Origin of the sequence: Wolbachia endosymbiont of Nasonia giraulti (assembly GCF_048054155.1) — a bacterium.
In the GTDB taxonomy this organism is placed as follows: Bacteria; Pseudomonadota; Alphaproteobacteria; order Rickettsiales; family Anaplasmataceae; genus Wolbachia; species Wolbachia pipientis_C.
Genome location: NZ_JAFEVH010000013.1, coordinates 16,683 through 29,084 on the forward strand (window position 1 = coordinate 16,683; position 12,402 = coordinate 29,084).

Annotated in this window: 9 protein-coding genes and 3 pseudogenes; 3 read left to right on the plus strand and 9 right to left on the minus strand. The window is 33.9% G+C overall.

What is annotated here, in order from left to right:
- From JR312_RS02860 to JR312_RS02880, 5 genes are all read right to left on the minus strand, one after another.
- A partial coding sequence (locus JR312_RS02860) for an N-acetylmuramoyl-L-alanine amidase (protein ID WP_416647677.1) occupies positions 1–387 on the minus strand: 387 nt, incomplete at its 3' end.
- Between the two features lie 74 nt (positions 388–461).
- Complete coding sequence (locus tag JR312_RS02865; protein ID WP_416647678.1) at positions 462–1,289, minus strand: EndoU domain-containing protein; 828 nt, start codon at positions 1,287–1,289, stop codon at positions 462–464.
- Between the two features lie 49 nt (positions 1,290–1,338).
- Positions 1,339–2,526 carry a phosphoglycerate kinase gene (locus tag JR312_RS02870; protein WP_416647681.1) on the minus strand — a complete coding sequence of 396 codons (1,188 nt, stop codon included), beginning with the start codon at positions 2,524–2,526 and terminating at the stop codon, positions 1,339–1,341.
- 79 nt (positions 2,527–2,605) lie between these two features.
- Complete coding sequence (gene glyA / locus JR312_RS02875) at positions 2,606–3,883, minus strand: serine hydroxymethyltransferase (RefSeq protein WP_264330675.1); 1,278 nt, start codon at positions 3,881–3,883, stop codon at positions 2,606–2,608.
- The gene (locus JR312_RS02880) at positions 3,855–5,090 is read right to left on the minus strand and encodes an MFS transporter (protein WP_416647679.1); all 1,236 of its coding nucleotides are present in this window, start codon (positions 5,088–5,090) and stop codon (positions 3,855–3,857) included. Before JR312_RS02880 ends, glyA begins: the two co-directional genes overlap by 29 nt.
- A 386-nt stretch (positions 5,091–5,476) precedes the next feature.
- Between JR312_RS02880 and JR312_RS02885 the strand changes: the two genes are divergently transcribed.
- Positions 5,477–5,986, plus strand: a complete 510-nt coding sequence (locus JR312_RS02885) for a hypothetical protein (RefSeq protein ID WP_341813375.1) — start codon at positions 5,477–5,479, stop codon at positions 5,984–5,986.
- A 16-nt stretch (positions 5,987–6,002) separates the two neighbouring features.
- Here the strand turns inward: JR312_RS02885 and JR312_RS02890 are convergent, their stop codons facing one another.
- The 3 genes from JR312_RS02890 to hemE all read right to left on the minus strand — a co-directional run bounded on the left by JR312_RS02890 (position 6,003) and on the right by hemE (position 9,000).
- Positions 6,003–6,320 carry a DMT family transporter gene (locus JR312_RS02890; protein ID WP_211907571.1) on the minus strand — a complete coding sequence of 106 codons (318 nt, stop codon included), beginning with the start codon at positions 6,318–6,320 and terminating at the stop codon, positions 6,003–6,005.
- A 48-nt stretch (positions 6,321–6,368) separates the two neighbouring features.
- Positions 6,369–7,562, minus strand: a complete 1,194-nt coding sequence (locus JR312_RS02895) for a pyridoxal phosphate-dependent aminotransferase (protein ID WP_264330672.1) — start codon at positions 7,560–7,562, stop codon at positions 6,369–6,371.
- Positions 7,563–7,983: 421 nt separating this feature from the next.
- Complete coding sequence (gene hemE, locus JR312_RS02900) at positions 7,984–9,000, minus strand: uroporphyrinogen decarboxylase (protein ID WP_264330671.1); 1,017 nt, start codon at positions 8,998–9,000, stop codon at positions 7,984–7,986.
- A gap of 404 nt (positions 9,001–9,404) precedes the next feature.
- Between hemE and JR312_RS02905 the strand changes: the two are divergent.
- Together JR312_RS02905 and JR312_RS02910 are read left to right on the plus strand one after the other, a co-directional pair.
- A pseudogene (locus JR312_RS02905) lies at positions 9,405–10,224 on the plus strand (transporter associated domain-containing protein).
- A gap of 327 nt (positions 10,225–10,551) precedes the next feature.
- Positions 10,552–11,865 (plus strand): annotated as a pseudogene (locus JR312_RS02910) (IS4 family transposase).
- On the opposite strand, the pseudogene JR312_RS02915 reads toward JR312_RS02910, so the two are convergent.
- Positions 11,842–12,358: pseudogene (locus JR312_RS02915) on the minus strand (transposase); the annotation flags it as partial. The pseudogenes JR312_RS02910 and JR312_RS02915 sit on opposite strands and share 24 nt — an antisense overlap.
- Between the last annotated feature and the right edge of the window lie 44 nt (positions 12,359–12,402).

Below are 12,402 nucleotides of genomic sequence, written 5' to 3' on the forward strand. Positions count from 1 at the left end.
ATACCATAATGGAACTTTATCATCCATTTTAGAAAATACTATAGCATGCCATGCTCGTTTTTCAAGTGGAACCATCAGAGTAATGCTACCATCTCTATCAACAATAAGCTGTACTGATATCCCTGAAGAATTTAATGCGCATTTTGTGCTTTTTAATGTTGGTGATTCGGTATGGTGCACCACCACCATCAACACTTTTTTGCCTTCTCTATCATCATAATTTAAACTCGGTGCAGGATCTAAAAATATTGGATTTTTTAATGATGTTTTCAAATCTTGAAAATCGTTCTCAATATCACTTAAACAAGATTGTTGTCCATATACAAGAGGCGCTACAAGCAGCAACAGAAATAAAACAGACAAACATTTTTTTACTATAAGTCTCATGCAGCTTTACAAATTGCCCACAATATAACTAAATTAACATAATACGCATAAAATGTTTACTTTTTTTCAGCTAATCAAGGCTTGCTACAGCTACAATTAGTACTTTTATCATTACATTTTGGTGTTAAGTCAGGATAGAACGTAAGTATAGCGTCATTCTTTCTCACAAACACTGATTGATAATTGGCATCTTCCATTTTATACAGACACATTCCATCTTTTCCCAATTCCTTAAACGCCTTAGTTGCAGAAACTAAAATATCATCAGCATGAAGGTTATGTGCATACCCATTTGGGCACTTAACTTTTACTTCTCCACCCTTACCTAAGTATTTCATTCCAAACGTGTAAACAGGTGGCTTAATATCTAATTTATTGCACAGAGATTTATTACCCCAAATTGCACCCGCCCACTTATTTTCTTGAGCCTCAACATATCTACCTACAAAATGCATACCACCAAGTCCCAATCTATCTGGTTCACCACAAAAAATATGTCCAAATCCTATAGTTTCTTTCTCAACTCCGCTATTTGTAAACCAAATCTTAGTCAATTCATCTTTAAATAACCCCAAGCCTGCATTTGGTGTAGCCACTTGATGATCGAGCTTATCGTATATCCTTTTCAGCACTTCTTGATGCTGCGGACAATCAAGTAAAATTCTGAAATCTTCTTCATCAGGGTGTGTTCCCCAATCTCCACAAACTCTTAATACTCCTCTATCAAAATCAGTCAGCTCCTGAAGTGGTGGAATATAGTCTGGATCTGAAGAATCTGTTTTGAAAAACGGCTCAAAACTAATTCGTGAATTTGTACCATCAAGATAGTGCTCCTTAATGTAAAAAACAAATCCTATTACTGGTATTATCAAGCACAAGATTAACTTAGCTATTTTCGACATAATCATATTCACAAAGAAGCTAGGGTATAAGCAACAACTTAAAAAAGTTTTAATCTAATGTTGATCGCAGTCCTGGCATCTCATCACCACTTAGCCAACTTAAAAACGCTCCCCCACCAGTTGAAATATATGTAAAATCTTTATCGGCAAGACCTGCAGCATTTACTGCAGATAGGCTATCTCCTCCCCCTATTACACTGGTTAATTTTCCTTCGTGTGTCAAATCACTTACTACTCTCATCACCTCTACTGTACCATTTGCAAAAGCTGAATGTTCAAAAACACCAATAGGTCCGTTCCACAGCAGAGTTTTACTGCTTGCTATTATACCGCTTATTGTGCTTAAAGTTTGAGGTCCGATATCTAAAATTATATCACCGTCCAAAATGGATTCAGTTTTTCTTAAAACGCCAGTGCTATAATCAGAATTTACTGCAACCAAAACGTCTTCTGGCACAACTATTTTGCAATTGTTTTTATTTGCCGTCTCAACAATATCGTGCAGAAGATCATCAACGCCATTTTGAAAAAAAGACTTGCCTATATTAACTTTATTAAATAACAAAAAATTATTAGCAATTGCGCCGCCCAGAATAAGGTAATCAACCTTTTCTGCTAGCTTTATAAGCATTTTTATTTTAGTTGATATTTTAGCTCCACCAACTATCGCAGTAATAGGTTTAGCGTCAAACGATATAGCTTGCTCAAGATACTTTAGCTCATCTTGCAAGCAAAATCCTGCATAAGAAGGTAAAAATTCCGTAATGCGTGAAATAGAAGCGTGAGCTCTGTGAGAGCAAGAAAACGCATCATTTATATATATATCTGCTAGAGATGCTAATTGTTTAGCAAAATTTGAATCATTCTGCTCTTCTTCTTTATAAAACCTCAGATTCTCTAGTAATATTATATCTCCTCCATCCATCGCATTTATTGCTCTTTGTACTCTCTCACCAATACAATCATCAATAAATTTCACTTCTTTGCTTAGCAGCCGCGATAAAGTTTCAACTACGTTTTTTAGCGATAAGTTACTGTCTTTGGCTTTTGGACGCCCAAAATGTGAGATAGCAATAACTTTTGCACCCGCATTTGCTAAATATTGAATGGTAGGTAGAGCTCTCAAAATACGAGTGGCATCACAAATTCTTCCATTTTTTATAGGAACATTGAAGTCAACCCTGAGCAGAACATTTTTATTGTGAAAATCACAACTCTCTATGCTAGGTACATTTATCATAAAATTAAAGAGCTATAAAATCACTATACAATAGTTTAATCCAAAGTAAAGGAAGGAAATTTGAATGCCAAATAAATTAATAAATAGGAAAATTACTACAAATCCTTTCAACTTTAGTTTTTACTGCTCTTTCAATATCAAGGCTATTTCCATCAATTAATCCCTGAATTATTTCATTTATCAGATCAGCTATCTCTTTAAAATCTTTTTTCTCAAGTCCGCGTGTTGTCTCAGCAGCGGTACCAAAACGGAGCCCTGAAGTAATGGTTGGTTTTTCTGTGTCAAACGGCACGGAGTTTTTATTGCAGGTAATGCCAGCTCTTTCAAGGCTATTCACAACGTCTTTTCCAGTCAATTTCCGTGATCTTAAATCAACTAGCACTATATGAGAGTCAGTGCCACCGGTTATAATGTTCAGCCCATGCCCTTGCAGCGCTTGAGCTAACACTTTCGCATTTTCCACAACTTTTTTACTATAAGTTTTAAACTCTGGCGCTAATGCTTCCTTAAATGCAACAGCTTTTGCAGCTATCACATGCATAAGCGGTCCACCTTGCAACCCTGGAAAAACTGCAGACTGAATTTTTTTATGTAACGCTTCATCATTTGTCATTACCACTCCGCCACGAGGACCTCGTAGAGTCTTGTGAGTTGTTGAAGTTATAACATGCGCATATTTGGCAGGTGATGGGTAACAACCTGCAGCAATAAGCCCTGAATAGTGAGCAATATCTGCAAGCAGATATGCACCAACTTTATTCGCAATTTTGCGAAAGCGCTCGAAATCTATTTCTCTTGGATAAGCAGAAGCACCAGCAATGATTAGCTTCGGTTTATGCTCCAGCGCTAGCCTTTCCACCTCATCCATATCAAGCAGGTAAGTGTCTCTATTAACTGTATACTGGATCGACTTAAACCACTTACCAGAAAGGTTTGGTGCTGCACCATGAGTTAAATGTCCACCACAATTCAGTGACAATCCAAGTATTGTATCACCCGGAGCAAGTAGTGAAGCAAACACTGCTTGATTTGCCTGAGAACCAGAGTGAGGTTGAACGTTTGCAAATTTAACACCAAACAGCTTACAAAGCCTTTCTATAGCCAGATTTTCAACTTCATCTACATACTCACAGCCACAGTAATATCTTTTACCAGGATAACCTTCTGCATATTTATTAGTCAGAAAAGAACCCTGTGCTTCCATCACTGCTTTACTTGCAAAATTCTCCGATGCAATCAATTGCAACTGCGATCTTTGACGCTGCAGTTCCTTCTCTATAGAGAGATAAACTTCATTATCACAAGACTTTAAATTATTTCCAGAGTTACAAATCCTTTCTGAAGCAATTGTCATAAGACCTTTTCCTTAACCACATAAATCCAAAAACAGCCAAAAGCAGACATACAGGAATAATTGATATTGCTTTTACCAGCAAATCAGTACCATACAAAGGATTTCCTTGTATTACCGTTCCATTCCAACATAAGTCTATTATTTTTGCAATTCCAGTATGAAAAAAATAGCCAAAAACCATAACTATCATGTTTGATACAGCTGTGGCCAAGCCTACCAAGTTATTGTTTACATAACTTATTGCCTTGTAAATAGTAATTACCTGATACCCAGATGCAAAGCCGATAACAAGAAGTGTAGGTAATGCAATATATAAACCGCCAACTTGTGTAAAAAGCAAAAGAAAGCTAGCGATCATTGCAAAAGAACACGCAATAATCACCTCGTAATGTTTGTCTGGATACTTCTCCAGTAAATAAGCGAGAAAGAATGATCCAGCCCCCATACCTATAAACATAAGGGAAGAAAGCGAAGATGCCAGATCCCCGGTCATTTGATATGCTTCACATAAGAACGCTTTTGCCCAACCATCAGCAAAACCTTCTAATGGTCCAACCATTAAGCCACCAAAAAAGCTGATTAGAATGATATGTTTATTGAAAAGTACAGTCTTTAAATCTTGAAGTATGTTGTCATTTCTACTCTCCTCTATGTTACTTTTTGGCGTTATTAAAAGCAACAACAGAGCAAGCAAACAACCAAACGCTGAGAAAGTATATATAACATAATTCCAACCAAATTTATTGAGCAAGAAGTCTAGAGGTAATCCACCATAAATAGCTCCCAGTAACCCTATTATTATAGATAAACTAGCCATCCTTGCTGATTTTTCTTGTGAGAAATACATACTTGCAACTTTAAAGAGCCCAATTGCCGAAGCAGATGACCCAACTCCAACAATCATTCTACCAAGTATTGAGTAATACCACTCATCAAAGCATATTAGTGGTAATGTCCCAGCAAACGTTAAGACAATACACGCAGGCAAAACAAACTTTGGCCCAAATCTATCAAGGGCAAGACCAACAGGTATGTGAGCAAGCGTATAGCCTATATAATATAGCCCACCAAATTGACCAACATCTGTAATACTTATGTTAAATTTCGTTATTAATCCAGGTGCGATTATATTTGGAATTACACGTAATATATACTGGTATGCATAAAATAGTGATGCTAGCAACCATATGAAAAAGTTTCTCTGCAATGCTGATATTACCTAAAAACAGGATTATAGGTATTTTATCAGCAAGGAGCAACACTTTTGTAGATAGCTACTCTAATCCGAGTATCTTTCTAAAAGAGACCTTTTAGCATATCTATAACTGGTTCATGGATAAGGTATATGAAAAAAATTATACCACAGATGATAAGGATTTTTATAATTTTACCCTTGTTCATCTTAAGCTTTATTTTTTTTACTATAAGTTTTAGTTTTGTTACAAAATTCATTTTACTTACGCTTTTATTTCGTGATAACAATTATATTTTAAATAATATAATTTTCAATGAAATTCAGTATCAGAAACGCTACAGTTAACTAAATATTAACCTTTTCGTGTGTAAAATATAATATAAAAGCAAGGTGAGTGAATGAATATAAACACAGCAGACAACACACTACAAAACTACACAACAAAATACATTGAACAAACATTTACCGCACACACAGGCAATAGATACGACAAGTTGTACAGGGAACTCTTAAGCAGCGTAGAAGAAATAATAAAGCTTACTATAAACGAAGCAAAACAATATGATGAAAGCCTAGAAGAATTACATAACGATTCAAGATTTAATAAGAAATTTGTTCAAGCCTTCGCCAAATATCAGGTGATGGAATTCTTAAACACTCATCCAAAGAAGAAAGAGATCGTTGCAGAATTTAACGATGAGCATCACATCAACGAAAGCGATTTAAAAATTTTAAAGGAAGGAAAAGATTTAGTGAATAAAATAAACGATATTAACTTAATCCAACAAAATGAGAAAAATGAAATATTGAACATTAGAAAGGTACTTTCTAAATCAATAGGAATGCCCTCTTCGAGAACTGAAAAATCCAAAGCAACTTTAGTAGAAAGTCCTGAAATGGTAAAATAGACGTACTTAATTTTTTTTAATTGGAAAATACTTTTAATCCTATGATACCCAGCACTACCAAAGCAAGGGAAAATAAACGCCCCAAATTTACTGGGTCATTAAAAAACATTATTCCTATTATCGCTGCACCTATAGAGCCTATACCAGTCCAAACTGCATAAGATGTTCCAAGAGGAATAGACTTCATTGCTAACGATAGCCAGTAAAGACTCACAGAACCGCTAACTAAAATAATTACTACAGGTATAACACGAGTAAAGCCATTGCTATATTTCAGTGCTGTGGTCCATATTATTTCAACCAAACCAGCTAATAGCAAATACACCCAAGCCATAAATCAACTCTATCTTACTGAAATATTATATATAGGAATATTAAAAAGTTAACTTAGCATTTCGCATGCTTTAGTAATACTATCACATCCAATTTCTAATTGTTCCTGAGAGGTTGCATAAGAAATTCTGATAAAATTTTTCAGACCAAATGCAATTCCTGGAACAACAGCAACTAAATGATCTTCTAATAAATATTCGGCAAAATCAAGATCACTATTTATTACTTTACCACTTTTCGTACTCTTACCCAATAAACCTTCACATGAGACAAACAAATAGAATGCACCTTGTGGAATAGATGCTGACAAGCCTGAAGCAGAATTTAGCTTTTTTACTACAAAATCTCTACGGTCCCTAAAGATTTTTGTTCTTTCTTTCAAAAAACTATGATCACCGTTTAACGCTTCAACTGCTGCCGCTTGTGCTATTGAATTTGGGTTAGAAGTACTTTGAGACTGCAGTGTAGAAATAGCTTTTACTATATCACTCCTACCTGCAATATAACCTATTCTCCAGCCAGTCATTGCATAGGCTTTTGATACTCCATTGACCACAAAAACTCTATCATAAAGTTTTGGCTCAATCTTAGCAATGGTAAAAAACTTTTCGTCGTATACTATGTGCTCATAAATATCATCTGTAACAACATTCACATGTGGATGTTTAAGCAATACTCTCGCTATGCTTTTCAATTCATCATATGTATAGACAATTCCTGCTGGATTGTTCGGTGAATTAAGAATTAACCATTTAGTTTTCTCAGTTATATTGCTTTCCAGTAACTCCGGTGTAAGCTTAAAGTTTTGTTTGCACTCTACAATAACTGGCAGTCCGCCAAAAAGATTTACCATATCAACATACGAAACCCAATAAGGAGCTGGTATTATAGCCTCATCTCCAGGGTCAATTGTTGCCATAAATAAGTTGAATAACACCTGCTTAGCACCTGCGCCGACACAAATTTGGTTCAGTGTATATTCTAGATTGTTATCCCTTTTTAACTTATTGATTATTGCCCCTTTAAGCTCATGCGTTCCATCAACAGCAGTATATTTAGTTTTGCCTTCATTTATCGATTGAATAGCTGCCTTTTTTATATGATCTGGAGTGTCAAAATCCGGCTCTCCCGCAGCTAAAACGCAAATTTTCTTTCCTTCGCTTTTTAGTCTGTTTGCCTTATCGGTCACAGCAATTGTAGGCGACGGTTTTATCAGAGACATCCTTTTTGCAAGGTCTGACATAATCTCACTAAAGTTAAATAAAAATGATAAACTCTACACAACAAAAAAGCTAGAAGTTTTATTATTTTACATAAAGGTTGGTATTTTTGTATTCTTAAATATAGATATTAAAAAGCTTAATAAATTGAAAAAGGCAAATAAACCCCTGTATAGCGAGTTTTAATAATGTAAATTGGCACTGTAATAATGTGCTAACGCTTAAAATAAGAGCGATTTGGCTGAATGTAGAAAAAATAAAAAAGACATGCAGCCGCTATAATTTTTTGTAATTTGCCAATAAATATTTGAGTTTTTTTACTGAATTTTGTCGTTGAGCCCAAAAACAAGGATGAATACTCCTATCGTTATAGTAAGGAAGAGAATGAGGTTTGTCAAGTAAGGTTTTCATTCCACCCTCATAAAGGCTTTTCATACAAGAGTTTTAGTAGTTTCTTACTAGGTCCACTAATTCAGCAATATTTTCAACCGGAGTATCAGGAAGCACTCCATGTCCAAGATTAAATATAAAAGGTAACCCTCTAAAACAATCTATTATACGCTTTGCTTCTTCAATTGCTTCTGACTTATTGTAGGCCAAAAGACTAGGATTAAGGTTCCCTTGCAGAGGAATTTTTAGATTTTCTTTCGCCCATTCTATTGGAACATTATAATCTATACTTACTGCAGATACGCCTGTTTGTTCGCAGTAATCTGTATAAAGATTTTCAGCAGAGCGCGGAAAACCTATTATTGGAAAATTAGGAAATCTACTCTTTATTGCCAAAACAATTTCCTTTGTTGGCTTGATGATGTATCTTTCAAATAGTTTTCCCTTCAATACACCAGCATTGCTGTCAAATAACTGAATAACATCTGCTCCAAACTCTATCTGTTTGATCAGATAAATAATTGTCGCTTCCGTTATTTTTTTTATTATTTCCTCTAGTGCCAATGGACAAAAATTTAGCACCTTGGAAAAAGTTTTACTACCACCGCCCTCTATGATGTATGAACCTACCGTCCACGGCCCTCCAGCAAAGCCTATAAGCGATTTTTCTTCTGGCAACTGGCTTCTTACTTCTTTTATAGCATTTAGGATTGGTAATGTGTTAGATTCAATTCCTTGTAGACTCTTCAATTCTTTAGCACTTTCTATAGGTCTTATTATTGGACCCACACCTCGAATAAAATTTACATTACAACCTAAAATGTCAGCTATTATCAAAATATCAGAAAAAATTATCGCTGCATCCATGTTGAACCTTCTTATTGGTTGTAACGTTAACTCTGTTACCAAATCTGTGCTATAACATATCTCCATGAAATTATTCATGTTTTCCACTGCCTTCCGATACTCAGGAAGAGACCTACCAGCCTGACGCATTAACCAAATAGGAACTTTTTCATCTGACTCGTTTTGGCTGATGATTCTTGCTATTTTTGCTTTACTTCTTTTCAATCTACTTTATCTACTTTTTATCTAAACTAAAGTATAACAGTAGTAGTAGTTCTATCAATAAATTGTTATTAACTTAAAATTCAGTAAAAGTTAGTATTACTTAGCTTGTGGATAAATATGTTAATAACTTCTCTATACTATTGATTTTCCTTTATGATTTATGTGTATAAGTAAGATGTCTAGAATGTTAGTAATTTTCTTTTATGGAAAAAAGCTTTACTATCATGGATTGTTATATAATTATGTATATGTCATTGAAAAAATTGTTGATCAATTGTTAGTATTTTATGTCAACAAATAATTCACAAATTAATTTGACATTATTCACATGCTTATTAAACATTTAATAACAGTTTTCTTGATAGACCTTATCTAAAGATATTTTCACCATTGAAGGGAATAAATTGAATAAGAAAAGAACTTTAGTAGAAAAAATAGCATACAGAATTTTTCTCTTTCTCTTCAACAAAACTTCTGTGTTAAAAAAATGTGCGACTGAGGCATTAATGGGTGATCTGTCAGGTCTTGACATACTTAATAGTCTATTAAAATTCCGTGATTGTAGTATCATGGATATAATGACTCCACGTAAGGAGATATGTGCAGTAGACATTGAATCGAGCAAGGATGAGGTAATAAAGAAGGTGAAAAACACTTACCATGCTAAGATACCAACTTATAAGAATAACTTTGACAACGTAATAGGCTTTTTTTACGTAAAAGATATCATTTTCAATAAGAATAAAGATTTTAATCTGAGAAACTATTATACAAAATGTAATATTTGTCCCAGCCTCAATGAAAGCAACAAATCTTTTTGTTAGAATGAAATCTTCCAAGTCATATTTAGCTATTGTACTGGATGAATATGGCGGAACTGATGGTTTAATTTCGATAAATGATCTTATAGAAGAATTGATACCAAATATTGATAACGAGAATGAGGCAAATTCAGAACACACCATTACTGAATCATCTCAAAATAAGTTTGAAATATCGGCAAGGGCCCTTATAAAGGATATAGAGGAAAATCTAAAAATAGAGTTATGTGACTCTGAAGAGCATTATGCCACACTTAGTGGTTTGGTTCTTTCAATTGCTGGTAAGGTACCTTCTGTAGATGAAGTTATAAGATATAAAAATGGTATAAAATTTATCATCAAGGATGCAAATGAACGATACATTAACAAAATAATACTAGACTTAAGTGATTACAAAAATTAAATTCAATATTTTTTAGTGAAAGGTACTTTATCTTGGAAGTAGGGGACATAGTAGCCAGGTATGCAATTTAAACAATTTCTTAATATACAAAAGTTTGTAGTTCTATACGTTACTGTTTGATAATTAAGGTGGGAATAGTTTTATTGGTACAAAGTTATAAAAATTAGTTGTTTAAATATTTTTAGCGATCTGTAACTTTCAAAAAGGGAGTGTTAAATAAACCATACGCGTCAAGTTAAGAAGAAGTGAGGTAAAGTTGATGTAAAGAAAAGAAAAAGAAGATATAAGTTCTCTTAAATTTAACAAAGAAAACGGAGAACTTATACAATGAAAAGAATAGTTTGCATCTCAAAAAAGCTCAAAGAGTTTTTTAATGAAAAAGCAGATAAAATCTCAGCTAAAACAGGGTTCATAAAAAGAAAGAGGAAGCTAAAAGGCTCGTCGTTCATAAAAGCCATCGTTTTGGGTAATATGGGAGTTGATAATTGTAGTATAGAGACAGTGTGTCAATTATTGAATGAAGACTCGATAAATATAACAAAACAAGGTCTGGACTTTAGATTTACCAAGGAAGCAGTGGAATTCATGAAAAGAATGTATTTTAACGTTACTTAAAAATACCTTACAAGTTGATTGCAGAATCTTGAAGCACTTTGGAGGTATTAAATTATTAGACAGCAGCTATATTAGCTTACCTAACAGTATGGAAGACATGTATAAAGGTTATGGTACCAGCTACAGTGGTTATGAAAGCAATACTAAGTCTGGAATAAAGTTACAATTAGTTTTTGACTACCTAAACCAGACATTAGACCAGCTTAATATAACTTGAAGGAATAAGGTCAGATCAGGGTTATAGAAGCCATTTAAGCAATATATCGAGCAACGATTTACTAATATCTGATTTGGGTTATTTCGTGCCAAGTTCTTTTGAGCAGATCAGTCAAGCAGGAGCTTATTTTATCAGTCGTTATAAATCTGATACGAATATATATGATATAGAGACAGGTCAAAAAATAGATTTACTAGAACATTTGGAAGATCGATCTTTTCTAGAACAGGAGGTATTGTTAGGAAAAGAGACAAGGGTTAAAGTGAGAATTATATTTAAAAAACTAACTGAAGAACAAGCTATGGCTAGAAGAAGAAAGGCTAATAGGTTAGCAAGATCACATGATCTTCTCAAAGGAACCAAAAGTTACTAAATTGGTTGATATTTATAACTAATGTTCCAAAAAGTAAGATTAATGCTGAGCAAATACTAGTAGTTTACCGAATAAGATGGCAAATTGAATTATTGTTCAAATTATATAAGAGTAATATAAGGCTTGATAAGCTGAGAGGAAAGCCATACAGAGTATTATGTGAGCTATATGCCAAATTGTGTGCAATTCTTATATTTCATGGAATAGTGGGTTGCACAGAACTGAAAAAAATACGGAGCTTAGCTTAACAAAGGCATTTATTGAGCTAAAAAGACGGGTTAGAGAGTTATTTTTAGCACTAAATAATAAAATTAAAAGCTTAAATATTTTTCTCAAAAAGCTTACCATAACTTGGTTGCAATTTTCATTAAAAGACAAGTACAGAAAAACTAGGGTATCTACCTTAACTTCTCTAAATTTGCTCACAATCTCTTAACTTGACACGTATGGTTAAATAAACTGTGTCAAACCGCATTTTTAATTCAACTCTATAAGAAAAAAAGATATCAAGTTGAGACATAGTCAAAGCCCAATCATGTATAGGCATAGCCCACTTTTCTCCTACCTTTTTTATAGCACAATATACCTGTTCATACAAGGCATTTGTGCTAGTAAATGAGCCCTTAGTTTTAGTAAATTTTCTGATCTGTCTATGTAACCCTTCAATAGGATTTGTGGTATAAATTAATTTTCTTACAGGGCCGGAATATTTAAAATAACTAGACAGATTTTCCCAATTATTCTCCCAAAACTAAAGTATATTTTTCTCCCCATTTTTCCTCTAGCTCAAGCAAATAATTTTCGGCAATTTCTCTACTTGCAGCACGGTATATTTTTTTCAAATCATTCATGAAAATTTTCACATCTTTGCTCGATGCATATTTCAGTGAATTTCTTATCTGATGTACAATACATAGTTGTATTTCTGCGGGAACGTTCAAAAAAGTGTGTCAAACCGCATTTTCAATTCAAC

What these genes read in the sequence shown, in the direction of transcription:
- JR312_RS02895 (WP_264330672.1), bottom strand. Translation starts at nt 7,562, where the DNA reads ATGTCAGACCTTGCAAAAAGGATGTCTCTGATAAAACCGTCGCCTACA.
- JR312_RS02890 (WP_211907571.1), bottom strand. Translation starts at nt 6,320, where the DNA reads ATGGCTTGGGTGTATTTGCTATTAGCTGGTTTGGTTGAAATAATATGG.
- JR312_RS02885 (WP_341813375.1), top strand. Translation starts at nt 5,477, where the DNA reads ATGAATATAAACACAGCAGACAACACACTACAAAACTACACAACAAAA.
- glyA (WP_264330675.1), bottom strand. Translation starts at nt 3,883, where the DNA reads ATGACAATTGCTTCAGAAAGGATTTGTAACTCTGGAAATAATTTAAAG.
- JR312_RS02865 (WP_416647678.1), bottom strand. Translation starts at nt 1,289, where the DNA reads ATGTCGAAAATAGCTAAGTTAATCTTGTGCTTGATAATACCAGTAATA.